Below are 25,541 nucleotides of genomic sequence, written 5' to 3' on the forward strand. Positions count from 1 at the left end.
CAGAAAAATAATTGAATAAGTGCCGCCCATAAGCAATTGGCGGCACAAGCTTGTTAATAAAGAAAGGAAAGTTTGGGGAATGACTAAATATATATTTGTAACAGGCGGAGTTGTGTCGGGTCTTGGCAAGGGAATTACAGCCGCTTCACTCGGACGACTTTTAAAGGCAAGAGGCTATAAGATAGCGGCTCAGAAGCTTGACCCGTATATCAATGTTGATCCGGGTACAATGAGTCCGTTCCAGCACGGTGAGGTTTATGTAACAGAGGATGGAGCCGAAACCGACCTCGACCTTGGCCACTATGAACGTTTTATCGACGAAAACCTCAACAAATATTCAAACCTCACAACAGGCAAGGTTTACTCCAACGTTCTTGAAAAGGAGAGAGCAGGAGATTATCTTGGTGAAACAGTTCAGGTAATACCACACATCACAAATGAAATCAAAAACTTCATCTTTAACGTAGGTAAAAAATCAAATGCCGACATCGTTATAACAGAAATCGGCGGTACAGTAGGCGATATTGAAAGTCAGCCATTTTTGGAGGCTATCCGTCAGGTATCTCTTGAGGTAGGACAGGAAAACTGCATCTTCATTCACGTTACTCTTGTACCGTATATTAAAGGCTCTGAGGAGCATAAATCAAAGCCCACTCAACATTCTGTTAAGGAGCTTCGCTCACTCGGTATTAACCCTGACATTATCGTGCTTCGCTGTGACGAACCGCTTGAGGAGAGCATATTCAAGAAAATTGCGCTTTTCTGCAATGTTAAGCCTGACTGCGTAATTGAGAACATAACTCTTCCTGTTCTCTATCAGGCTCCGCTTATGCTTGAGAAAAACAATTTTTCAGATATTGTTTGCCGTGAGCTTAACCTTGACAGCAAGCCAGGCGATATGTCAGAGTGGCTTGAAATGCTTAACAGAATAGAGTCAAGAAACAAAGAGGTTAAAATTGCTCTTGTCGGCAAGTATGTTCAGCTTCACGACGCTTACCTTTCTGTTGCAGAGGCGCTTCACCATGCAGGTTATGAAAATGCTGCTCATGTTGAAATTAAGTGGGTTGACGCAGAGCTTGTAACAGCATACACAGTAGAGGATTTACTTGGCGATTGTGACGGAATTCTTGTACCGGGTGGTTTCGGTGACAGAGGCGTTGACGGCAAAATTACAGCTGCAAAGTACGCAAGAGTGAACAACGTACCGTATCTTGGAATTTGCCTTGGTATGCAGACAGCAGTTATCGAGTTCGCAAGAGATGTGCTCAAATATGAAGACGCAAACAGCGGTGAATTTAACCCGAAGAGCGAGAACAAGGTTATTGACCTTATGCCCGACCAGCTCGGCGTTGTTGATATGGGCGGCACAATGCGTCTTGGCGCATACCCTTGTAAAATTAAGGCAGGCAGTAAAATGTCGCAGGCTTACGGCAAGAGCGAAATTGCTGAGCGTCACCGCCACCGCTATGAGTTTAACAACGAGTACCGTGACGAATTTGAGCAGAATGGTATGATGGTAACGGGTACTTCCCCGAACGGTATGCTCGTAGAGGCTGTTGAAATTCCGTCAAACAGATTCTACATAGGTGTTCAGTATCATCCGGAATTCAAGAGCAGACCAAACCACGCTCACCCATTATTCAGAGAGTTTGTTAAGGCTTCAATCGAAAACAAGGGCTGAGTTTTTTAGAAATTACGATTTAGAAAGGGAGAAATATTATGCCATACATTAACGAAAACTTTTTAAAGCTTGAGAAAAACTACCTTTTTATCAACATCGCGAAAAAGATAAACGAGTTTATTGCAAACAACCCCGATAAGAAGGACAATATCATAAGAATGGGTATTGGCGACGTTACCCTTCCGCTTGCACCGTGTGTTGTAGAGGCTGTAAAAAAAGGCGTTGAAGAGATGGGCGTTAAGGAAACCTTCAAAGGCTACGAGGACAGCGGCACAGGCTATGACTTTTTAAAGGAAGCGGTTTCCGGCTACTACAAGAGCTTTGGAGTTGACGTACCGGCTGACGATATAAGAATCAGTGATGGCGCAAAGTCAGACTGCGGCAACATAGTTGATATTTTCAGCGACAAAAACACAGTACTTATCTCAGATCCTGCTTACCCGGTTTATGTTGATTCAAACCTTATGAGCGGCAGAGAGGTAATCTATATTGACTCAACGCAGGAAACAGGCTTCAACGCCGTTCCTGACCCGAACATCCATGCCGACTTAATCTATCTCTGCTCACCGAACAACCCGACAGGTGCAGCTTTTACAACTGCACAGCTTAAGGCTTGGGTTGATTATGCGCTTGATAATAAGGCTATAATAATCTATGATGCAGCTTACGAGGCATTTATTACAGAGGAAGATGTTTCGAGAAGTATTTATGCAATTGAGGGTTCAAAGAAGTGTGCTATTGAAATCTGCTCACTTTCAAAAACAGCAGGTTTTACAGGTCTTCGCTGCGGCTACACAGTGGTTCCGAAGGAGCTTGAGGTTGTAGCTGAGGACGGAACTGTTGTCAATGTTTCACAGATTTGGGGCAGAAGACAAGGTTCAAAGTTCAACGGCGTTTCTTATCCTGTTCAGTGCGGTGCAGCAGCAGTGTTCTCTGAGGAGGGTCAGAAGCAGTGTGCTGAAAACCTTGAGTATTACAAGGAGAACGCAAGAATCATTGCAAAAACCTTTGACGAGCTTGGCATTTGGTATTCAGGCGGTAAAAACTCGCCGTATATTTGGCTCAAGTGCCCGAACGGTATGGGTTCATGGGAGTTCTTTGACTATCTTCTTACTGAGGCTAATGTTGTCGGAACACCGGGCGCAGGCTTTGGCAAGAACGGCGAAGGCTACTTCAGACTAACCTCCTTTGGTGACCGTGACAAAACTATTGAGGCAATGGCAAGAATAAAGAAGCTTCTCACAAAATAAGAATATACAATAAGAATAAAAAGGAGGACGAAAAATGGCAAAGCAGAAATCTGCATTTCCAACCTATAAGGGCAGACCGCTTGTTCGTGTCGGAAACGATCTGTATTACGGCAATATGGACGAAAAATATGTTATTCGCCTTCAGGTTAAATCGACTAAAAAAGTTAACGACCTTGATGTGGCAGAAAAGGTTACGGTTCAGCTTATGTGTACTGACCCCGACCTTCCGCCGAGAAAGCAGGTTGTAAAGACGAGCGAGAAAAAAGGTCTTTATCTTGCAATGGATATAGGCGAGATTTGGCTTAACCGTGCTTTAGGCTAATACTCATACAAAATCCAAACAAAACCCCGTGAATTTCCACGGGGTTTTTCTTGCAAAATAGGCTCTGAGGTAATATAATATTCATATATTGTCTTTTTTGAATGAGGTGTATATTATTATGAAAATCGTTGTTCTTGCAGGAGGACTCAGCACTGAGAGAGATGTGTCCATTACATCCGGTTGTCTTGTGTCTGAGGCTCTTAGAAAAATGGGACACAAGGTTGTTTTGCTTGATGTATTTATGGGATACGAGCAGGACGAATGTGATATAGAAAAGCTTTTTGAAAGCAATTACAGCTTTACAACTAATGCTCCTATCGGAAACACTGTTCCCGATGTTGCAAAAATTAAGGCAAGCCGCAAGGATAAGTCTGACCGCTTTCTTGGGCAGAATGTTGAGGAAATATGCAAAAGTGCCGATATAACCTTTTTGGCTTTGCACGGCGATGTGGGGGAAAACGGCAAGCTTCAGGCAACTTTGGATCTCCTCGGAATTAAATATACAGGCTCAGGCAGTCTTGGCAGTGCCTTGGCTATGGATAAGGGAATATCAAAGAGCATTTTTCTTTACAACAATGTTCCTACTCCGACCGGCAGCGTCTTTTCAAAGGCTGATTTACAAAGCGGCAGAGTTGACGAGTGGGACTGTTTTCCATGCGTTGTTAAGCCTTGTTCGGGCGGAAGCAGCGTCGGTGTTTCAATAGTTAGCGACCGTGATGAGTACAAAGCTGCAATGCAAGAGGCGTTTAAGTACGAGGACGAGGTTTTGGTTGAGCAGTTTGTTAAGGGCAGAGAGCTGTCGGTAGGTCTTATTGACGGTAAAGCACTGCCTATTATCGAAATTGTTCCGAAGCAGGGCTTTTACGATTATGTGAATAAATATCAGCCGGGCAGCACAGATGAATTCTGCCCAGCCGACATTTGTCCGGAGATAACGCAGAAAATTCAGCGTGAAGCTGAGCATGCATACAAGGCTCTGAAGCTTGACGCTTATGCAAGAATAGATTTTATCCTCTGTGCGGACAACAGCTTTTATTGCCTTGAAGCAAATACTCTGCCGGGTATGACCCCGACAAGCCTTTTGCCGCAGGAGGCGGCTGCAGTCGGCATTGATTACCCGGAGCTTTGCGACAAGCTTGCAAAAATTTCTCTTGAAAAATACAACTGATTGGAGCGAAGCAATGAATACCTTTACAATTAATGACATTCTCAGTTCCTGCGGTGGACGGTATGTCGGCGATGAAAGCCTTAAGCAGACTGAGGTTTCTACTATCGTCACTGACAGTCGCAAGGTTACAAACGGCGCCTGCTTTGCAGCTATCAAGGGTGAGCGCAGTGACGGACACGCATACATTGAGCAGTGCTTTGATAACGGCGCGGTCTGTGCAATATGCGAGGATGAGCCGGAAAATCCGTCAAAGCCATGCATTGTAGTTAAGTCAACACTTGTTGCTCTGAAGCAGGCGGCTGAATATTACCGTTCTCAGTTTGACATTCCTGTTATCGGAATTACGGGCAGCGTTGGCAAAACCTCAACTAAGGAGATGGTTGCCGCTGTTTTGTCGCAGAAATTTAATGTTCACAAGACGCAGGGCAATTTTAATAACGAGCTTGGAGTGCCGATTACGCTGTTCGGCTTGAATGAGAGCCACACTGCGGCTGTTGTTGAAATGGGAATTTCCGACTTCGGCGAGATGACCCGTCTTGCAAAAATGGTAAGACCGACTCACTGCATAATTACCAATATCGGTAATTGTCATCTTGAAAATCTGCGTGACCGTGACGGCGTTTTGGCGGCGAAAACAGAGGTTTTTGATTATATGACCGGCAACCGTGAAATTTTCTTAAACGGAGATGACGATAAGCTTGCAACCCAAAAGGACAGAGAGGGTATAGATCCGGTATATTTTGGAATTAATACATCTAATGAGTATTACGCTGAGGACGTTCAGAACAACGGTGCAGACGGCGTAAGCTGTACGCTTGTGCATGGGGAAAGAAAAATTTCTGTTCACATTGATGCGATAGGAACATATATGGTTTCAAACGCTCTTGCGGCTTTTGCCGTCGGAGAAAGCCTTGGAATGACTGACGAGGAGATAGCAAAGGGTGTTGCAGGCTACAAAACGGTCGGCAGCCGTGATAACCTGATTAAAACAGGAAGAATTAATATAATTGATGACTGCTACAACGCTAACCCAAACTCTGTTATGGGTGCGATTGATACCCTTATGAATTTCAAAGGCAGGCGTGTGTGTATTCTTGGAGATATGAAGGAGCTTGGTGAAAACGAGCTTGAGCTTCATAAAAAGGTAGGTAAATACGCAAAGGAAAAAGGCGTTGAGCTTTTGGCGGCGGTAGGGCCTCTTGCTGAAAAAATAAAGGACGGTTTTGGCGAGGGTGCGCTCTGGTACAACACTGTGGAAGAGCTTGTTGAAAGCTTAGACGGTATTATCAAGGATGGCGACAGTATACTTGTTAAGGCGTCAAGAGCAATGAAGCTTGAGCGTGTTGTTGACGCTTTAAAAAATAAATTTATGAGGTTGAAATAATGGAAAAGAAAAGAAGCACTTTTACCGGCAGAATCGGGTTTGTCCTTGCAGCGGCAGGCTCGGCAGTCGGACTTGGTAATATCTGGCGATTTCCATATCTTGCAGCTAAGTACGGCGGCGGAACATTTTTGATTGTGTACATCATACTTGCAATTTCCTTTGGCTTTGCGCTGATGGTGACAGAAATTGCGATAGGCAGAAAAACAGGTCTTAGCGTTATAGGTGCATACAAAAAGCTTGATAAACGTTTTTCACTTCTCGGTTGGCTTGCGGCGGCTGTACCGATAATTATTTTCCCGTATTACTGCGTTATCGGAGGTTGGGTAACAAAATACGGCGTAACATTTGCAACAAATCAGATGAACGCTGCGGCACAGGACGGATATTTCGGAAGCTTTATCTCAAACACATGGGAGCCGCTCGGTTGGTTTGCTTTGTTTATCGCCCTGACTGCGCTTATAGTACTGCTTGGTGTTAAGGACGGCATTGAGAGGGCAAGTAAAATTCTTATGCCGCTTCTTGTTGTAATGACAATCGGTATATGTATTTTCGTTATGTGTCAGCCCGGAGCGCTTGACGGTGTGCTTTATTACTTCACACCAACGCTTGATGGACTTAATGTAAATATGATTTTGGCGGCTCTCGGTCAGCTTTTCTACTCAATGTCGCTTGCAATGGGCATTATGATAACCTACGGCTCATATATGAAGAAGGACGTTGATATTGAAAAATCAGCAAAACAGATTGAAATATTTGACATTGGCATTGCTGTTCTTGCCGGCTTGATGATTGTTCCGTCTGTGTTCGTTTTTTCAGGCGGAGATTTGTCAAAGCTTCAGGCAGGACCATCGCTTATGTTTATAACACTCCCGCAGGTTTTCCAAAACATGTGGGGAGGTCAGTTTGTAGGAACTCTATTCTTTGTGCTTGTGCTGTTTGCTGCGCTCACATCATCCGTTTCTCTGATGGAAACTATTGTTTCAATTATCACAGACAAAACGAAGCTTAAAAGACAGGCTGTATGTCTTATTGTCCTTGTATGTGCGCTTTTGGTTGGCATTCCGTCCTCGCTCGGCTTTGGCATTTGGAGCGACTTCACTATTTTAGGAATGTCGATTCTCGACTTCTTCGATTTCATAAGCAACAGCGTTATGATGCCGATTGTCGCTTTGTTTACTTGCTTGCTTGTAGGCTACTTTGTAGGTGTAAAGACAATAGGCGACGAGGTAAAACTCTCTTCAAAATTCAAGCGTGAGAAAATGTATAATATTATCACAAAGTATATTGCACCGATTTTTATCCTTGCAATTCTGATAAGCTCAGTGCTGAATTCAATGGGAGTAATCAAATTATAATATTAATACCGATGGAGGTATCGTATGTATAGCAACTGGGAGGAGCTTAAAAGCGATTGCTTAGCCTGCCGCCGATGCGGACTTTGCGAAACAAGAAATAATGTTGTTGTTGGCGTTGGCAATCCGAATTCCAAGGTTCTCTTTATTGGGGAAGGCCCCGGACAAAACGAGGATTTGCAGGGTGAACCGTTTGTAGGCAGAGGCGGAAAGCTGCTTGATAAAATGCTTGCGGCTGTTTATCTCGACAGAAAAAAGAACATCTATATTGCAAACATAGTAAAGTGCCGTCCTCCGCAAAATCGTGACCCGTTACCGGAGGAGCAGGAGCAGTGCAATATGTGGCTTAAGGCTCAGATTGAACTGATAAAGCCTAAGATTATTGTATGCCTTGGCAGAATATCGGCTATGAAGATGTTTAAGCCCGATATAAAGATAACAAAGGAGCATGGGCAGTTCTTTGAAAAGGACGGAATACTCTATATGGCTACGCTGCATCCGGCTGCGCTTTTGAGAAATCCGAACAACAAACCGGCGGCGTTTCAGGATTTTTTGAATTTACAGCAGAAAATTATGGAGCTTTGCCCTGAAACCTACGAAACAGAATAATTTTTAACACGGACTGCGGTTTTAATTTGTTTGCCGCAGTCCGTTTTTAGTTTTTTAAAAGTTTTTTATTCTCTGCCTGTCTTTGCTTATTTTCGACACAGCAGTGCGAATATAATTAACAGTAATCGCCGTATTAATGCTATGTTGGAATATTGCACAATACTCAAAAGCTTATAAAAGTAAAAATTTTATATTATCACGATAAAATTATGCAAAAAAATAAAAAAACTATTGAATTTTAATCAAAATCTTGTTATTATATAATAGAAAGATAAGGTAGATTGAACAAAGTGTATCTTTGCTGTTTCTACCGTAAAAAAACAAAAATACATAAGGAAGGAGAACATGAACATGGCTAATGAGATATATGAGGCTATGTCCATCGAAGCAGAAAAAGAAAAGGAGCTTTTTCTGTCTGGCAAAAGCACCACCGCTTATAAATATATGGGAGCTCACAGGGGAGTAAACCCGGACGGCTACGAGGGAGTAATCTTTCGTGTTTGGGCGCCAAATGCTCTTACAGTTTCGGTTGTCGGCGATTTTAACAACTGGAACAATATGGCGGACTATATGACCAAAATTGACGAAAGAGGCATTTGGGAGTGTTTTATCGGAAATGTAAAGCAGTATGACTGTTACAAGTACTGTGTTGAAACACCGTGGTTTGAAAAGCTTTACAAGTCTGACCCGTATGCATTCCATACCCAGACTCGTCCTGACAACGCTTCAAAATTCTATGATTTTTCCGATTTCAATTGGGAAGACGGCGAATTTGAGGAACAGCTCAAGCACAATAACAAGGGCGTAGAAAGTCCGATGAATATTTACGAGATTCATGCAGGCTCCTGGAAACTCCGCTCAGACGGCGAAAGACTCAGCTATTATGAGCTGGCAAGAGAGCTTGTACCTTACGTTAAGGAAATGGGCTATACACATATTGAGCTTATGCCTATAACCGAGTATCCGTATGACGGCTCTTGGGGCTATCAGGTAACCGGATACTATGCGCCTACATCTCGTTACGGCACACCGGACGACTTCAAGAGCTTTGTAAACGAGTGCCATAAGGCAGGCATACAAGTTATCCTTGACTGGGTTCCGGCTCACTTCCCACGTGACGCTCATGGTCTTGCACGCTTTGACGGTACATGCTGCTATGAATATGCAGATACAAGAAAGGGAGAGCATAAGGAGTGGGGAACACTTGTGTTCGATTACAGCCGCTATGAGGTTAAGAGTTTCCTTACTTCGAGTGCAAACTTCTGGCTCAACGAATATCATATTGACGGCATCAGAGTTGACGCTGTTGCTTCAATGCTTTATCTTGACTATAACCGCCGTGACGGCGAGTGGGTTGCCAACATGTACGGTGGCAAGGAGCATCTTGAGGCTGTTGACTTCTTGCACCAGCTCAATCACGGCATACAGGAAAACCTTCCCGGTAAATATATGATAGCAGAGGAATCAACATCATGGCCGATGGTATCAAGACCAACAGAGGACGGCGGACTTGGATTTAACTATAAATGGAATATGGGTTGGATGAACGATATGCTTCATTATATGTCGCTCGACCCGATTTATCGCCCGTTCCATCACGATGCTCTTACCTTTAGCTTTTTCTATGCATTCTCCGAGAACTTCCTGCTGCCGATTTCGCACGATGAGGTTGTTTACGGAAAATGCTCGCTTATCAATAAAATGCCCGGCGACTATGATTTGAAATTTAAGGGAGTCCGTGCTTTCCTTGCATATATGATGATTCACCCTGGCAAAAAGCTTACATTTATGGGCACTGAAATCGGTCAGTTTGATGAATGGGATTCTACAAGCCAGCTTCAATGGAATCTGCTTGAGTTCCCAAGACATCAGCAGCTACAATACTTTATTAAGGAAATTAACCGCTTCTATCTTGAAAATCCGCCTCTTTATGAGGTTGACTTCTCTTGGGAAGGCTTCCAGTGGATTCACCACAATGACTACACTCAGAGCGTTATTGCGTTCCAGCGTATTGACAAAAGCGGCGAGAGAATTATTGGCGTTTGCAATTTCCAGCCCATGCTTCGTGAGAATTATGCTATCGGCGTTCCGCAAAACGGTATTTACGCCGAAGTATTCAATACCGACGATGAGCGCTTTGGCGGTTCAGGCATTACAAACGGACAGCATATTGATTCAAACGGCGAGGAAATGCACGACCTTGACCAGTCAATTATGCTTACACTTCCTCCGATGTCTGTTATGTACTTTAAGTGCATAGAGAAAAAGCCGCCAAGACCAAAGAAGAAAAAGACCACAGGGGTTAAAAAGGCTTCAGATAAGGCAGACGCAAAGGATGCTGCTGAAACCAAGACAAAGAAAACAACTAAGACAACTAAAACAACCAAAACTGCAAAGACAACTAAAAAGGCAAAAGCAGAAGAAACACCGAATGAGGAAAGCAAAACAGAAGAATAAATGATTATATTTTCCGATTGCTTTTTCTAAAAATATATATTATTATTTATTTGCACTTGTCTTTAGTTGTGAAATATAAGGAGGTAAACAAACAATGCAGAACTATCCTAAGCAGGAAGTAGTTGCTATGCTGCTGGCAGGTGGACAGGGAAGCAGGCTGGGCGTTTTAACGCAAAACATTGCAAAGCCTGCAGTTCCTTTCGGCGGCAAGTATAGGATAATAGATTTTCCGCTTTCCAACTGTGTAAACTCCGGCATTGATGAGGTCGGTGTGCTTACACAGTATCAGCCGCTCGTTTTAAATGAGTATATAGGCACAGGTCAGCCGTGGGACCTTGACGGCATTTTTGAGGGCGTTCATTGCTTAAGTCCATATCAGCAGATTAATGGTGCGGCGTGGTATTCCGGTACTGCAAACGCAATTTACCAGAATATCAACTATATAGACCGTTACAGACCTGAATATGTTGTTATTCTTTCCGGTGACCATATCTACAAGATGGACTACTCAAAGATGATCGCTGAGCACAAGAAGAATAAAGCTGACTGCACAATTGCGTCAATTGAGGTTCCTCTTGCAGAGGCATCTCGTTTTGGTATTCTAAATACCAACCCTGACGGCTCAATTTATGAATTTGATGAAAAGCCTGCTGTTCCAAAGAGTACAAATGCTTCTATGGGTATATATGTGTTCACATGGAGCAAGCTGCGCAAGTACCTTGTTGAGGACGCTGAAAAGGAAGAATCAAGCCATGACTTTGGTAAGGACGTTCTTCCGACAATGCTTAATGCAGGCGAGAGAATGTTCTCTTACCGATTTGAGGGATATTGGAAGGATGTTGGAACAATCGACAGCCTTTGGGAAGCAAATATGGATTTGCTCGACCCGAATGTTCCTCTCGACTTAAGCGGCGAAAAGGACAAGATTTATTCGAGAAATCCTGTTATGCCACCGCAGTATATTTCACAGACTGCAAAAATTCAGAACGCTCTTGTGGCTGACGGCTGCAACATTTACGGCGAGGTTGAATTCTCCGTATTGTTTGCCGGTGTAACAGTTGGAGTTGGCGCAGTGGTTAAGGATTCAATTATTATGCCGGGCGCTGTTATTGAGGACAACGCTGTTATTCAGTATGCAATAATTGGCGAGAATGCTCATATTGGCAGCGGAGCAGTTGTCGGAAAGCGTCCTGAGGATGTTGAGGATAAGGAGCAATGGGGTATTGCCGTTGTTGGCGGAAATCTTAAGATTGGTAAAAATGCCGTTGTTGCCGCTAAAAAAATGATTTACAACGATGTAGAGGGGGATTGCGAGTAATGAAAGGAACAAACATTTTAGGATTGGTTTTTCCTAACGTGAACGACATCTGCATTCCTGAGCTTACATCTAAAAGAGCTATTGGCTCAGTTCCGTTCGGCGGAAAGTACAGACTTATTGATTTTACACTTTCAAACTTTGTAAACTACGGTATTGACAATGTTGGTGTTGTTGCCGAGCAGAAATTTGCTTCCCTTATGGATCATCTCGGCACAGGTAAGGCTTGGGATTTGTCAAAGCGCCGTGGCGGTCTTACACTTCTTTCTCCTTACAGTCTTGGCAATGAAAGCTTCAGTACAACAATGGAGTGTATGTATAACGTTAAGGGCTTTATTGAGAAAGCAAATGAGGAGTATGTTCTTATTTCTACAAGCAACACCGTGTTCAACTTTGATTACAGCAAGATGGTTGCCCAGCATACTGATACAAACGCCGATATAACATTTATGTATGTTCACGGCAAGGTTTCCAAAGGAGCTATTGCACCTATTATAATCACAACCGATACCGATAACAAGATTACAGATATGGTTATCAATCCACGTGTAGGAAATCCAAATGAGGCTGAGTGTGATTATCTCTTCTCGTCTGCTTTTATGAAAAAGGAGCTTTTCCTTGACTTGCTTGTTGACTGCGTAAGCAGGAATGCGCTTGATTTCAGACGCAACTTTATTCTTGATAATTTCAAGAAATTAAAAGTTTACGGCTATGAATTTACAGGCTACTATTCGTCTATAACCTCGCTTGATACGTATTTCAAGTCAAATATGTCACTTATGGACCCGCTTGTTAGAGCTGATTTGTTTAATCTGGACAGACCGATTTTCACAAAGGTTCGTGACGATATGCCAAGCAAATACGGACTTGGCTCGTCTGTTAAAAACTCGCTTGTTGCACAGGGCTGCGTAATTGAAGGCGAGGTTGAAAACTGCATTATTTCAAAGGGTGTTCACATTGGCAAGGGAGCCAAGGTTGCAAACTGCATCATAATGCAGGACACAAAAATAGGCGAAAATGCGAGCTTAAGCTATGTTATCTGCGACAAGGATGTTGTTATTAAAAATGAAAGAGCTCTCATGGGCTACGACACCTATCCGATTTATATTGCCAAGGATAATATTGTTTGATTAAATTAGATTGGAGATTATGTTATGAGAGTTCTTTATTGCACAAGTGAATCGAATCCCTTTGCTGGTTCGGGCGGACTTGCCGATGTTGCAGGTGCAGGCTCGCTGCCGAAGGCACTTAAGGAAAAGGGAGTAGACTGCCGAGTTGTAATGCCGCTTTACGGCGATATTCCGTATGCTCTTAAGCAGCAAATGCGTTACAGAACAAACTTCACCGTTCCTGTTGGTTGGAGAAGTCAATACTGCGGCGTGTTCGAGGCATACTACAATGACATTGTGTATTATTTCATAGATAACGAGTATTACTTCAAGCGCAGCGGTCTTTACGGCTTCTATGATGACGCTGAGCGTTTTGCATTCTTCTCAAGAGCTATTATGGAAATGCTGCCGAGGGTTGATTTCCACCCTGATATACTCCAGTGCAATGACTGGCAGACAGCGCTTGTGCCAACCTATTACTATATGTTCTACTGCCATAACCCTTGGTACTATAACATAAAGAGTGTTTTCACAATCCATAACATTCAGTATCAGGGAATGTACGGCTGGGAGGTTAACACCGAGTGCGTTGGTGTTCCCGCTGACAGAACAAAGCTTTTGGAGCAGGACGGTAAGCTCAATTTTGTTAAGGGTGCTATTGAAACCTCAACAAGAGTTACAACAGTAAGCCCGTCCTATGCCGGCGAGATTTTGAATCCGTGGTACTCGCACGGTCTTGATACAATTTTGAGTCGCCGTCAGTACAAGCTTTGCGGTATACTCAATGGTATTGACAACGCAAGCTATAACCCTGAAAACGACATTCAGCTTTACGCCCATTATTCGGTTAATGATTTGAGCGGAAAGGCTGTCTGCAAGAGCGCACTTCAGGAGCGCTTAGGCCTTGAGCGCCGTTGGGAGCCGCCGATTATCGCTATGGTATCAAGATTGGTAAGCCATAAGGGACTTGATCTTGTAAGACTTGCTCTTGATGAGATTATGTGTGACCACGATGTTCAGTTTGTAATTCTTGGTTCAGGCGATAAGGAGTATGAGGACTTCTTCTCATATGCTCACAGTAAATATCCGGGCAGACTTTGCTTCTGTTACGGCTATGTTCCTGAGCTGGCAAGAAAAATTTACTCAGGTTCAGATATTTTCCTAATGCCTTCAAAGAGCGAGCCTTGCGGACTTTCACAGATGATAGCTCTGCGCTACGGCTCAATCCCTGTTGTAAGAGAAACAGGCGGTCTGCGTGACTCAATTCACGACAGTATGGACGGCTACGGAAACGGCTTTACCTTTGCCAAGTACGAGGCTTACGATATGGTTCAGGCTCTTAAGCGTGCTATAAACGGTTATTGGAACAGGGACGGCTGGTCACAGCTTGTTAGACGCGCTATGCAAAGCGACAACAGTTGGGCACGTTCTGCACAGGATTATCTTAATGTTTACACTGACACAGTAGATCACTGGAACTAAGATACGGTATAAATTAATCAAGCAGACGCTCATATTTGGGCGCCTGCTTTGTTCATTGGTCAGTCTTTAGTTTTGCTTATTTATTGCTTGTCCTTTATAATATGCTCCAACAATCCACGGCAGCCCCTTACAATATCGCTGAATGTTATGTCGAAATTCCCCGTGTACCAAGGGTCTGCAATATCACCGCCTGCTTGTGTAAAGTCGAGCAGCTTATATATTTTCTGTTTGTCATCACTTTTTATTATCCGTCGCAGATTTTTCATATTAAGGCTGTCCATAACTATTATATAATCATACCGTTGATAGTCTGATGCTTTAATTTGCACGGCACGCTTACCCTCGCAGGATATTCCGTTTTCACTGAGCTTACGCCTTGTTCCGGTGTGAACAGGGTTTCCTATTTCTTCTGTGCTTGTGGCGGCAGATGAAATATAGAATTCATTGCTAAGTCCCGCTTTATCTACCATATCCTGCATAACAAACTGTGCCATTGGTGAACGGCAGATATTGCCGTGGCACACGAACATAATCTTTGTCATATCAAACCTCCGAATGAAATATCAAAATGAATTTTCATAACTGAGTATATCAAAGTCGGTAAGGTTATTCAACTGTTGTTTGCTGAGTCTTGCTTTACGTTGAAAAAGATAGTATAAGATTTGTTCTTTACAATGGGTGTTTATGAAATTAAATTTACTTAATAGAAAGACGAAATCAGGTTTAAAGTCCTACACGAAAACTAACAACATATTTATAATATATTTACGGAGGTCAAAAATGAATCATATTGAACGTAGAGATAAGGGATTGCCATATATTTCCGATAAAGCAGTATTCGAGCAGCAAAAAATTTGCCGCAAGCTTACGCAGCAGCTTAACACGATTGACCGTTCAGACTTTGAAGGAATCAGCAAAATCGTAAAGGAGCTGTTTGGCAAGTCAGACGGAGCGTTTGTAAATCCGCCTTTTTACTGCGACTATGGCTTTAATATTGAGGTTGGTAAGCATTTGTTTGTAAATTATAACTGTACGATTATTGACGTTGCAAAGGTAATAATCGGCGACAACTGCCTGCTTGCGCCTAATGTTGCAATATACACGGCAGGACACCCTGTTTATCCTGACACAAGAAATACCGGATACGAATACGGCGCAGAGGTTGTTATTGGTGACAATGTCTGGATTGGCGGTAATTCCGTAATCTGCCCCGGCGTGCATATCGGCAGCAATACCGTAATCGGGGCAGGCAGTGTTGTAACAAAGGATATTCCGGATTGGGTAGTTGCGGCAGGAAACCCGTGCAAGGTTATCCGTAAGATAACCGAGTCAGACAAGAATAAATATTTTAAAAATAAAGAGTTTGACGATGAGGCGTGGCAGGACGTACAGCGTATAATTCAAAGCGGCGGTAATTGGTTGCTGTAATTTGTTAAGCGGATTTCTTCTTTGCCGGTAAATGATCAGGAAGATTTTGCTTAGGACGGAATTTATTTCTAACTAAATTCAGCATAAAAAACAACTTTTATTAAACTTGACGTTTTTGCCAATGCACAGCGTTTTATCACCTGATATTAATTGACGATATACACTTTTTATGATAAAGTTACAAAGGTTGAATTTTGACAGAATTTGATGTTGATTTTGTCTAATGCGCTTATCTTTTTCGGCGCATATATTGGGGGAATAAAAATGCTTAAGCATTGCGTGGATACCTTTTGGTATGCCATTATGGGTGGCTTGTGCATCGGTCTTGGAGCAACGGCGTTTCTCTGCACAGAGAACGCTATTTTCGGCTCGGTGCTGATTCCGCTGTTTAGAATAGTTCATAATAAGCTCACAGCATAATAAAAAGGAACGGTTTTCGCCGTTCCTTTTTATGTTCGGTTTAATGTTTTACATACCGTAATATGTAATCTCTTTTTGAAATTGTTAGCTTATATTTATTCCCGTCCAAAATGAAACTTACATAAGAACAATAATATATTTTTTAAGTTACTGTAACGCTGGTTGTAATATTTGATTCTTTGTTCTGAATTTCAACTACGCCGCTGCAAGTCAGTACATATTTTTTTGAGATAAACCGAATGTATCTCTTAGCAGCCTAAGATTATCTCCTGTAATTAAAAATCATCTTATTTTTGTTCTATAAAATATCTCAGCTTTCGCCTATAATCCTTTTTGCATTGCCGCTGAATATTTTTTCAAGCTCATTATCACATAAGCCGAGGTTCATAATATCTTCAATACTATCACCGGCTGTCCACATTGGGTAGTCTGTGCCGAATACAACCCTGTCTGCTCCGTACATCTTTATAAGCTCATTTGCTCTTTTTCTGCCGATGAACATTATTGAGCTTGATGTATCAATATAGCAGTTTGTATCAAGCAGATATTCAGCAGCTAAATCCCACAGCGACCATCCGCCGAAATGTGCGGCAACAACCGTAAGCTTCGGAAAATTTTGGAGTACCCTTTTAAGTCTTTCAGGGTGAGAGTAGGTGTATCGGTAGTCACCGCAGTGCATCAAAACAGGCAGCTTTCCCTGAAGCATATCATAAATCGGGAACATTTTAGGGTCGTCCATATTGAAGTGCTGTGTGTCAGGGTGAAGCTTAACGCCGTGAAGCCCAAGGCGAATTATATCCTCAATATCCTCCTGCGGATTTTCAAGGTCAGGGTGAAGCGTGCCGAAGCCGATAAAGTTTTTGTGTTTCTCACATTCTGCGGCTATAAACTGATTTATGCTCTTAACCTGATGCGGCACGGTTGCAACAGACTGAACAAGAAAGCGGTTCACTCCGTTTTCCTCTCCTTTTTTTTCAAGGTCATCTGCCGTTCCGTTGCAATCTATCCTTATACTGTAAAAATCCCCAATACCTTTAATAGCGTTTTCGGCTATCTTTTCCGGGTAAATATGTGCGTGAAAATCAATAATTTCCATAATCTCAGCTCCTTGAGTTCTATTATATTTTATTGCGGTCAATTTGTAAAGAAAAGTCGTAAATTCGCAGTAAAAAACAGCGCATATAATTGACGGAATTGTGTATATGTGATATAATTCTATATAATAAAGGCGTATTTTCTGTTGCTATAATCTGCTATTTTGCGGTGAATATTCAGATAATACAGCTTGAAATCCGATTTAATAAATTATCAGAAACGAGGTGTTTTTTATGAAGGTTTATGTATGTGTGGGAAGCTCCTGCCACTTAAGAGGTTCTTATGATATCATCAATCTTATGAAGGAAAGTATTGCAAAAAGGCAGCTTGAGGATAAAGTTGAGCTTAGCGCCGCATTTTGTCTTGGAAAATGTACTGACGGTGTGTCGGTGAAGTTTGACGATGAGGTAGTATGCGGAGTGAGCAAGGATAACTTTGATGAAATTTTCAGCGACTATGTATTGAGTAAGATTTGATAAATTAATCGCATATTGCGGGAGTGTAAATTATGACCGATTGCATACAAACAAAAAAATCAAATTGTAAAAACTGCCATAAATGTATCAGAGAGTGTCCTGTAAAGGCAATTCGCTTTCAGGATAACCAGGCATATATATTGAAATCAGAGTGTATTATGTGCGGAAAGTGCTACACAGCCTGTCCGCAAAATGCAAAGGTTATCAGAGATGACCTTCAGTCGGTGCGTGAGCTTGTTAAAAGCGGCGTACCTGTTTACGCCAGTGTTGCTCCGGCTTTTGTTGCCGATTTCAAGGGTGTGAATATCACAGAGCTGGAAAAGGCGCTTAAAAAGCTCGGATTTGCAGGCGCAGCTGAAACCGCAATTGGCGCAACGGTGGTTAAGGATGAATATCAGAGAATTTTGCGCAGCAATGACAGAGAGGTTGTTATCTCATCCTGTTGTCACAGCGTTAATACACTTATTCAGAAATATTACCCAAGCGCTTTGCAGTATCTTGCAAAGGTTCTATCGCCAATGCAGGCGCACTGTACAAAAATAAAAGAGAAGCATCCGGAGGCTAAAACCGTGTTTATCGGTCCTTGTATTGCAAAAAAGGACGAGGCGGATTTGTACCCAGGAATTGTTGACGGGGTTTTGACCTTTATTGAACTTAAACGTTGGATGGACGAAGAGGGCGTTACTCCGGAGCCTACATACGAAAAGGATGACGGAGGCAGAGCAAGACTTTTTCCGACCACAGGCGGAATACTCAGAACAATGACTGAAAAGCCGGAAAATTACAGTTATTTTGCGATTGACGGCGTAGAAAACTGTATATCTGCGCTTGAAGATATAATAGACGGCAAAATAACAAAGTGCTTTATAGAGATGTCGGCTTGTTCGGGAAGCTGTGTAGGCGGTCCTGCTATGAACAAGCAAAGCAACCGTCCTGTTGAGGAATTCCTTGCGGTTGACCGCTATGCCGACAGTAAGGATTTTGAAACCGAGCCAATGGATTCTGAGCAGCTTAAGAAGAATGTTGATTATATCAACACAAAGCGTCAGATGCCGGGTGAAAAGGCTATTGCTGACATTTTAAAGAAAATGGGCAAGACAAAGCCTGAGGATGAGTTGAACTGCGGCTCCTGCGGATATAATACCTGCCGTGAAAAGGCTGTTGCCGTTTACTTTGGCAAGGCGAGCATTACAATGTGCCTGCCGTATCTTATCCAAAAGGTTGAGAGTTTTTCAGACACCATTATTAAGAACACCCCTAACGGAATTATGGTTCTCAGCGAGGATTTGACAATTCAGCAAATTAATTCCTCTGCAAGAAGAATTATGAACATTGCAAGAGTTCAGGACGTTATAGGAGAACCTGTTGTTCGTATTCTTGACCCTTTGCCGTATATGCAGGTATTAAGCTCCGGGGTGAATGTGCACGATAAGAGAATTTATCTTGCGGAATATGATAAATATGTTGAAGAAACAATTCTCTATGACAAGAGCTACAACATACTTATCAGCATAATGCGTGATGTTACTGCTGAGGAGCAGGAAAAGGAACAAAAGGAAAAGATGGGCAAAAACACAGTCGAGATTGCCGATAAGGTTATCGAAAAGCAGATGAGAGTTGTTCAGGAGATTGCTTCTCTGCTTGGAGAAACAACGGCAGAAACAAAAATTGCCCTGACAAAGCTAAAGGAGTCCCTGAGCGATGAATAATCTTTGTACCGATATTGCCTTCAACAGCGTGATAAAGCACGGTGAGCAGCTTTGCGGCGACAAGGTTGAGCTTATTGAGCAGAGTGATAACAGCTATGTTATGGTGCTTGCAGATGGTTTGGGCAGTGGTGTTAAGGCGAATATTCTTGCAACGCTAACCTCTAAGATCATCAGTACAATGATGGCTAATAACCTGAGTATAGAGGACTGTGTTGAAACCATTGCACTTACATTGCCCGTTTGCAATGTGCGGCAGATTGCGTACTCAACCTTTACAATAATCCGTGTTGTTAACAGTGAAGAGGCTGAAATAATACAGTATGATAACCCTCAGGTTATTATTCTGCGTGACGGCAAGAGCATTGACTACCCCAAAACTATCACAGAGATTGAGGGAAAGACGATTTTTAAATCGAAAATAAAGCTTCAGGAAAACGATGTTTTCATTGCAATGAGTGACGGTGCAATTTACGCCGGAGTAGGCAAGACAATGAATTTTGGCTGGCAGAGGGATAACATTGTCACCTTTATGGAGCAGATGTACGACCCTGAATACACTGCAAAGGCGCTGTGCAATCTTTTGCTTGACGAATGTAACAGGCTTTACGGCGGCGAGCCGGGCGACGACACAACAATCGGCACAATCAAGATAAGAAAGCGTTCTCAGGTGAACCTGCTTTTCGGGCCGCCGTCTAATCCCGATGACGCAGGAAAGATGCATTCGCTGTTTTTCGCAAAGGGCGGAAAGCATATTGTATGTGGCGGAACAACGTCAAGCTTGGTTGCAAAGTATCTTAACAAGCCGATGAACACATCTATCGACTACCTTGACCCGGAGATTCCGCCAACCGCAACAATCGAAGGCGTTGACCTTGTTACGGAGGGCGTTATAACAATGAGCAAGGTGCTTGAGTATGCCAAGCATTACCTTGAAAGCAGTGATTTGTATTCTGACTGGAGCTTTAAAAAGGACGGAGCGTCACAGATTGCAAGAATGTTGTTTGAGCAGGCAACAGATATAAATTTCTATGTAGGCAGAGCAATTAATCCGGCTCACCAAAACCCGAACCTGCCTATTACCTTTAACATAAAAATGCAAATAGTTGAAGAATTGAGTGAATGTTTAAAGAAGATGGGAAAACGAATTAAAGTAAGCTATTTTTGATTGGAGTTGATTTTGATGGCTGAACAAAACGCAAAACCGCAGGCGAAGCTTAGAAAATTTGACACGAAGGTGCAGTACCTTAAATACAAGGTGCTCAGAGAGGTTGCACGCCATGCCTTTGACGATACACTGCTTGAAAGCTTCAACGATATAGCAAAGGTTATAGTAACAGGTAAAAAGCCGACAATGCGCTGTTGTATATATAAAGAGCGAGCCATTATTGGCGAGAGAATAAAAATCGCAACAGGCGGTGACAGAAGCAATCCAAATGTTATCGAGGTTATAGATATTGCTTGTGACGAGTGTCCTTTGGGCGGATACAGCGTAACAGAGAACTGCCGAGGCTGTATTGCTCACCGTTGTGAGGATGTGTGCAAGAGAGGCGCAATCACTTTTGACGAAAACCAGAAGGCACATATTGACAAGGAAAAATGCGTAAACTGCGGCAAGTGTGCTGAGGTTTGCCCGTACAGTGCGATAGCAAATTACAGAAGACCGTGTGAAAGAGCCTGCAAGATAAAGGCTATCAGTATGAACGAGGAGACAAAGGCGGCACAAATTGACAACAACAAGTGCATTTCCTGCGGGGCCTGCGTTTATCAGTGTCCGTTTGGTGCGATTGACGATAAGTCATACATTCTTGACATAATAAAGATGATTAAGGAAAGCGACAGCGGCAAAAATTTCAAGCTTTACGCTGTTGTTGCACCGTCAATTTCAAGCCAGTTCAGCTATGCAAAGCTCGGTCAGGTTATTACCGCTATAAAAAAACTCGGCTTTTCAAGCGTAGTTGAGGCTGCGTGGGGAGCAGATATGGTAGCCTACAAGGAGGCTGCAGAGCTTAGTGAAAAGGGCTTTTTAACAAGCTCCTGCTGTCCTGCGTTTGTTAGCTATATTCAAAAGCAGTTCCCGACCCTGAAGGATAACATAAGCCATAATCTTTCGCCTATGGCTGAGATTGCAAGATATATTAAAGAAAATGACCCTGAATGTAAAATCGTATTTATCGGACCATGCACAGCAAAGAAGATGGAGGTTAAGCTTGATACAGTTAAGCCTTACATCGACAGTGCAATGACCTTTGAGGAGTTACAGGCATTAATCGACAGCCGTGATATTCCGATTACTGAGCTTGAGGAGGGTGTGCTTGATAATGCCTCCTATTACGGAAGAATATTTGCTCGCTGCGGCGGCTTGAGTGACGCTGTTGCAGAGGCTCTCAAGGAGCAGGGTGTGGAGGACTTTGATTTGAATCCTATCTCATGCGACGGTATAGAGGAGTGCCGCATGGCGCTTTTGAAGGCTTCAAAGAATGTTTTGCCAAATAACTTCATCGAGGGTATGGCTTGCTCAGGCGGCTGTATAGGCGGACCGGGTTGTCTTACTCATGGGCCTAAGGATAAAAATCAGGTTGACGCCTATGGCAAGCAGGCTTTTGAGAAAACAATTACAGACGCTATCGGAGTTACAGGAATCGGGAAATAGCAGAAAAATTGCGACATTTTAGCGCAGAGGAAACAAAATGGCACAGTCTGAATACGGAAACATCAAGCATAAGCTTCATTTCAACACCCCAATTGGCACGCTCTGCATTCAGGACGATGGCAAAGCATTGACCGCACTTTATATCGACAGTAGCGGCGATACAAGCGGCGATTTTGAATCAGATTTGCTTAAACGGACTAAGATTCAGATTATGGAGTACTTTGACGGTATAAGACAGGAGTTTGATATTCCTCTTAACCCGAAAGGAACACAGTTTCAGCTAAACGTGTGGAGCAGTCTGCAAAAAATACCATATGCACAAACTCGCAGCTATTCTGATATAGCAGGGGACATCGGCAGACCAAATTCCTGCCGTGCAGTCGGTGGAGCAAACGGTAAAAACCCGATTATGATAATAATTCCCTGTCACCGTGTAATAGGCAAGAGCGGGTCGCTGGTTGGTTTCTCGGCAGGTATGGAGGTCAAGAAGTATCTGCTTGCGCTGGAACAGGCGACAAAATGAATATTTATAAATTTAAAGCAGAGCTGACAATTCAAATCCAGCTCTGCTTTGTGTTTTAATATTATATCTTTGCCAGGTCGCACAAAACTGTTTCTCCCGTTTTTAGCGACGACTGAACGTCAATTATCCTTTGGTTTGACGAGCCACGAAATTTCAGCGAAGGGTTCTTAAGCTCCTGCACAAATTTGCCGTCAACGAGAATATCAATCAGGCTTAACAGCTCGGCTGTCGATTTATACTTCTCGGCGAATTTGCCGTTTAAGTCCTTTTCAAAATCGTAGCCTGTATAGCACCAAATGTCCTTTTGCGGAAGAGTCTTTCTTACTTCCCTTACGAGTTTAATCAATGTTTCTTGATTGTGCGGGTCAAAAGGTTCGCCGCCGAGAAGGCTTAGTCCTCTTATATACGTCTTGTCAAGGCAGAAGAGTATGTGCCGCTGTGTTTCGTCGGTGTACAGCTCTCCGTAATTAAAATCCCAAGCCTCGCTGTTGAAGCAGCCCTTGCATTTATGTGTGCAGCCGCTTACAAAGAGCGAAACCCTGACCCCTGTGCCGTTTGCAACGTCAACAGGCTTAATTGTTGCGTAATTCATAGCTGTGTTTTCAGCTCCATTCATAAATTCTGCTAAAAAATGCTCTGTACTGATAAATACAAGAGCATTTTTTTAGCTTATTTTTAAGGTGTAGATTTTACAGATGCAAAACTCTCGCTTTAATTTCCTTAGTTTTGCCTACATTCCAATAGTTCTCACCAAGATAACCGCAGGTACGGCGTGTAACGCTCATTTTGCCGTGATCCTTGTTGCCGCAGTTAGGACACTCCCACTCGTAGTTGTCATTAACCTGTATCTCGCCGTCAAAGCCACAGCAGGAGCAGTAGTCACTCTTTGTGTTAAACTCGGCATACTGAATGTTGTCATAAATAAACTTAACTACCTCCGACAATGCGGAAAGGTTGTTTGTTATATTCGGAATTTCAACATAGCTTATTGCACCGCCGCTTGAAATCTTCTGGAACTGGCTTTCAAAGGTGAACTTTTCAAATGCGTCAATATGCTCTCTAACGTCAACATGATAGGAGTTGGTGTAATAGCCCTTGTCTGTTATGTCGGGAATTGAGCCGAAACGCTTCTTGTCAATGCGTGCAAAGCGATAGCACAAAGACTCGGCAGGTGTGCCGTACAAAGCAAAGCCAATGTTTGTTTCCTTCTTCCATCTATCACAGGTGTTACGCAGGTAATTCATCAGCTTAAGTGCGAATTTTTCGCCCTCTTTGCTTGTGTGACTCTTGCCTGTCATAAGCTTTGTTACCTCATAAACGCCGATATAACCGAGAGAAATGCTCGAATATCCGCCGTAGAGGAACTTGTCAATTGTTTCACCCTGCTTAAGACGGGCAATAGCACCGAACTGCCAGTGAACCGGACTTACGTCCGACTGAACGCCCTTTAGTGCATTGTGGCGGCACATTAAAGCCTCAAAGCAAAGCTCAAGTCTTTCATCAAGAAGCTGCCAGAACTTATCCATATCGCCGTTTGCAATTATGCCGATTTGCGGCAGGTTAATTGATACAACGCCCTGGTTGAAGCGACCCTCAAATTTGTAGTTGCCTTTTTCGTCCTTCCACGGAGAGAGGAAGGAACGGCAGCCCATTGGTGAGAATACATTGCCCTCGTAGTTTTCTTTCATCTTCTTTGCAGAGATGTAGTCTGGGTACATTCTCTTAGCTGAGCATCTTACAGCAAGGTCTGTAATGTAGTCATATTTTCCGCCCTTAAGGCAATTGTTTTCATCAAGAACATAAACAAGCTTTGGGAAGGCAGGTGTTATATATACACCCTGTGCGTTCTTTATTCCCTCAAGGCGTTGTTTTAATATCTCTTCAATAATCTTTGCATTTTCCTCAATGAACGGGTCATCGTCACGCAGATAAAGGAAAATGGTTACAAACGGTGACTGACCGTTTGTTGTCATAAGTGTGTTAATCTGATACTGAATTGTCTGAACTCCGGACTTAAGCTCCTCGTTGAGTCTTTCACTTACGAGCTTGTCTATAATTTCGGGCGCAACCTTTCCGCCGCATTCACGCTCAATATTTCTGCGGAATTTATCGTGGCTTCTGCGCAGATAACGTCCGAGGTGGGAAATATCTACCGACTGACCGCCATACTGGTTTGAAGCTACATTTGCAATAATCTGAGTCATTACGTTGCAGGCAACCTGAAAGCTCTTTGGTGTTTCAATGAGCTTGCCGTTTATCATAGTGCCGTTTTCAAGCATATCACCGATGTTGATAAGGCAGCAGTTGAAGATAGGCTGAACAAAATAGTCTGCGTCATGAAAATGCAGAACGCCGTCGTCGTGTGCCTTTGAGATTTTCTCCGGCAGGAGAATTCTTCTTGTAAGGTCACGGGAAACCTCGCCGGCAATATAGTCACGCTGGGTTGCGGCGATAGCAGTGTTCTTGTTGCTGTTTTCCTCGGCAAGCTCCTTGTTTTCATTGTTGAGAAGCTGGAGTATGCTCTCGTCTGTTGTGTTCTGTTTACGAACAAGTGCTCTTGTGTAGCGGTAGATTATGTAGGTTTTTGCAAGTACATATTTGTTAAGCTCAACAAGCTTTGATTCAATTATATCCTGAATCTGCTCAACAGCCATTGTGTCTTTGGCGTTTTGCTCAACATAGCCGATAATATCCTCAATTGTCTGTGCGCTGATGCGCTCACGCTCAGGAACCTCGGCATTAGCCTTTAAAATGGCTTGACGGATTTTATCAGCTTCGTAATCGACCATCTTGCCGTTTCTCTTCTGAACTAACATTTTCATTACTCTCCTATTCTTATAAATTCACGGTTCGCTCAAAAGGCAAAAATAATTTGTCTGTATATTGTGTGTTTACGCATAATCCTATCAATATCTTGTGACATCGGTTTAGGGAAAAAAAGAAAGTATTTAAGACACATTTGCAAAGATGCATCTTAAAAAACTGCTCGGTGCTGTTTGCTCAACAGCTTACGCATATTATAATAGCACAAAAGCCATAGGCTCATTAGTCGATAAAAGAATAATAGCAGATTTTCGTGCTTTTTTATCGCCAAAAATACCAACAATATTT

At 42.9% G+C, this 25,541-nt stretch carries 22 protein-coding genes; 18 read left to right on the forward strand and 4 right to left on the reverse strand.

Annotated elements, in window-relative coordinates:
* Nucleotides 1-79: 79 nt before the first annotated feature.
* From GMA13_RS04550 to glgA, 11 genes are all read left to right on the forward strand, one after another.
* Nucleotides 80-1,681 (forward strand): CTP synthase, encoded by a 1,602-nt coding sequence (locus GMA13_RS04550; protein WP_255882967.1) that lies wholly within the window; start codon nucleotides 80-82, stop codon nucleotides 1,679-1,681.
* 38 nt (nucleotides 1,682-1,719) lie between these two features.
* Entirely contained in the window at nucleotides 1,720-2,931 is a 1,212-nt protein-coding gene (locus GMA13_RS04555; protein ID WP_255882969.1) for an LL-diaminopimelate aminotransferase, read from the forward strand.
* A 34-nt stretch (nucleotides 2,932-2,965) separates the two neighbouring features.
* A complete protein-coding gene (locus GMA13_RS04560) occupies nucleotides 2,966-3,253 on the forward strand; it encodes a hypothetical protein (RefSeq protein WP_255882970.1) in 288 nt (95 codons plus the stop codon).
* Nucleotides 3,254-3,371: 118 nt separating this feature from the next.
* Nucleotides 3,372-4,421 (forward strand): D-alanine--D-alanine ligase, encoded by a 1,050-nt coding sequence (locus tag GMA13_RS04565; protein ID WP_255882971.1) that lies wholly within the window; start codon nucleotides 3,372-3,374, stop codon nucleotides 4,419-4,421.
* A gap of 13 nt (nucleotides 4,422-4,434) precedes the next feature.
* A complete protein-coding gene (gene murF / locus GMA13_RS04570) occupies nucleotides 4,435-5,805 on the forward strand; it encodes a UDP-N-acetylmuramoyl-tripeptide--D-alanyl-D-alanine ligase (protein ID WP_255882972.1) in 1,371 nt (456 codons plus the stop codon).
* Nucleotides 5,805-7,160, forward strand: coding sequence for a sodium-dependent transporter (locus GMA13_RS04575; RefSeq protein ID WP_255882973.1), 1,356 nt, complete (start codon nucleotides 5,805-5,807; stop codon nucleotides 7,158-7,160). Before murF ends, GMA13_RS04575 begins: the two co-directional genes overlap by 1 nt.
* 24 nt (nucleotides 7,161-7,184) lie before the next feature.
* The gene (locus GMA13_RS04580) at nucleotides 7,185-7,766 is read left to right on the forward strand and encodes a uracil-DNA glycosylase family protein (RefSeq protein WP_255882974.1); all 582 of its coding nucleotides are present in this window, start codon (nucleotides 7,185-7,187) and stop codon (nucleotides 7,764-7,766) included.
* Nucleotides 7,767-8,117: 351 nt separating this feature from the next.
* Complete coding sequence (gene glgB, locus GMA13_RS04585; protein ID WP_370687051.1) at nucleotides 8,118-10,223, forward strand: 1,4-alpha-glucan branching protein GlgB; 2,106 nt, start codon at nucleotides 8,118-8,120, stop codon at nucleotides 10,221-10,223.
* Between the two features lie 94 nt (nucleotides 10,224-10,317).
* On the forward strand, nucleotides 10,318-11,541 hold the full coding sequence (locus GMA13_RS04590) for a glucose-1-phosphate adenylyltransferase (protein ID WP_255882975.1): 1,224 nt from the start codon (nucleotides 10,318-10,320) through the stop codon (nucleotides 11,539-11,541).
* On the forward strand, nucleotides 11,541-12,668 hold the full coding sequence (glgD, locus tag GMA13_RS04595; RefSeq protein ID WP_255882976.1) for a glucose-1-phosphate adenylyltransferase subunit GlgD: 1,128 nt from the start codon (nucleotides 11,541-11,543) through the stop codon (nucleotides 12,666-12,668). The genes GMA13_RS04590 and glgD overlap by 1 nt, the downstream gene beginning before the upstream one ends.
* Before the next feature lie 24 nt (nucleotides 12,669-12,692).
* Nucleotides 12,693-14,129, forward strand: a complete 1,437-nt coding sequence (glgA, locus tag GMA13_RS04600; protein ID WP_255882977.1) for a glycogen synthase GlgA — start codon at nucleotides 12,693-12,695, stop codon at nucleotides 14,127-14,129.
* An 80-nt stretch (nucleotides 14,130-14,209) separates the two neighbouring features.
* On the opposite strand, the gene GMA13_RS04605 is transcribed toward glgA, so the two are convergent.
* Nucleotides 14,210-14,671, reverse strand: a complete 462-nt coding sequence (locus GMA13_RS04605) for a low molecular weight protein-tyrosine-phosphatase (protein WP_255882978.1) — start codon at nucleotides 14,669-14,671, stop codon at nucleotides 14,210-14,212.
* A 238-nt stretch (nucleotides 14,672-14,909) separates the two neighbouring features.
* Here GMA13_RS04605 and GMA13_RS04610 point away from each other — a divergent pair, with 238 nt between their 5' ends.
* Complete coding sequence (locus GMA13_RS04610; RefSeq protein ID WP_255882979.1) at nucleotides 14,910-15,557, forward strand: sugar O-acetyltransferase; 648 nt, start codon at nucleotides 14,910-14,912, stop codon at nucleotides 15,555-15,557.
* A gap of 264 nt (nucleotides 15,558-15,821) precedes the next feature.
* Nucleotides 15,822-15,977 carry a hypothetical protein gene (locus GMA13_RS04615; protein ID WP_255882980.1) on the forward strand — a complete coding sequence of 52 codons (156 nt, stop codon included), beginning with the start codon at nucleotides 15,822-15,824 and terminating at the stop codon, nucleotides 15,975-15,977.
* A gap of 310 nt (nucleotides 15,978-16,287) precedes the next feature.
* Here GMA13_RS04615 and GMA13_RS04620 read toward each other — a convergent pair whose 3' ends face one another.
* The gene (locus tag GMA13_RS04620; protein WP_255882981.1) at nucleotides 16,288-17,073 is read right to left on the reverse strand and encodes an amidohydrolase family protein; all 786 of its coding nucleotides are present in this window, start codon (nucleotides 17,071-17,073) and stop codon (nucleotides 16,288-16,290) included.
* Nucleotides 17,074-17,305: 232 nt separating this feature from the next.
* Between GMA13_RS04620 and GMA13_RS04625 the strand changes: the two genes are divergently transcribed.
* The 5 genes from GMA13_RS04625 to GMA13_RS04645 are packed head-to-tail and all read left to right on the forward strand — an operon-like array spanning nucleotide 17,306 to nucleotide 22,430.
* Nucleotides 17,306-17,548, forward strand: a complete 243-nt coding sequence (locus GMA13_RS04625) for a (2Fe-2S) ferredoxin domain-containing protein (RefSeq protein WP_255882982.1) — start codon at nucleotides 17,306-17,308, stop codon at nucleotides 17,546-17,548.
* A gap of 32 nt (nucleotides 17,549-17,580) precedes the next feature.
* The gene (locus GMA13_RS04630) at nucleotides 17,581-19,257 is read left to right on the forward strand and encodes a [Fe-Fe] hydrogenase large subunit C-terminal domain-containing protein (protein ID WP_255882983.1); all 1,677 of its coding nucleotides are present in this window, start codon (nucleotides 17,581-17,583) and stop codon (nucleotides 19,255-19,257) included.
* Complete coding sequence (locus GMA13_RS04635; RefSeq protein ID WP_255882984.1) at nucleotides 19,250-20,422, forward strand: SpoIIE family protein phosphatase; 1,173 nt, start codon at nucleotides 19,250-19,252, stop codon at nucleotides 20,420-20,422. Before GMA13_RS04630 ends, GMA13_RS04635 begins: the two co-directional genes overlap by 8 nt.
* A gap of 15 nt (nucleotides 20,423-20,437) precedes the next feature.
* Complete coding sequence (locus tag GMA13_RS04640; protein WP_255882985.1) at nucleotides 20,438-21,907, forward strand: 4Fe-4S dicluster domain-containing protein; 1,470 nt, start codon at nucleotides 20,438-20,440, stop codon at nucleotides 21,905-21,907.
* Nucleotides 21,908-21,944: 37 nt separating this feature from the next.
* Nucleotides 21,945-22,430, forward strand: a complete 486-nt coding sequence (locus GMA13_RS04645) for a methylated-DNA--[protein]-cysteine S-methyltransferase (RefSeq protein WP_255882987.1) — start codon at nucleotides 21,945-21,947, stop codon at nucleotides 22,428-22,430.
* 61 nt (nucleotides 22,431-22,491) lie between these two features.
* On the opposite strand, the gene nrdG is transcribed toward GMA13_RS04645, so the two are convergent.
* Together nrdG and nrdD are read right to left on the reverse strand one after the other, a co-directional pair.
* Nucleotides 22,492-23,022, reverse strand: coding sequence for an anaerobic ribonucleoside-triphosphate reductase activating protein (nrdG, locus tag GMA13_RS04650; protein ID WP_255882988.1), 531 nt, complete (start codon nucleotides 23,020-23,022; stop codon nucleotides 22,492-22,494).
* Between the two features lie 97 nt (nucleotides 23,023-23,119).
* Complete coding sequence (gene nrdD, locus GMA13_RS04655) at nucleotides 23,120-25,246, reverse strand: anaerobic ribonucleoside-triphosphate reductase (RefSeq protein WP_255882989.1); 2,127 nt, start codon at nucleotides 25,244-25,246, stop codon at nucleotides 23,120-23,122.
* Between the last annotated feature and the right edge of the window lie 295 nt (nucleotides 25,247-25,541).

The organism is Ruminococcus sp. zg-924, from assembly GCF_024433635.1.
In the GTDB taxonomy this organism is placed as follows: Bacteria; Bacillota; Clostridia; order Oscillospirales; family Acutalibacteraceae; genus UBA7067.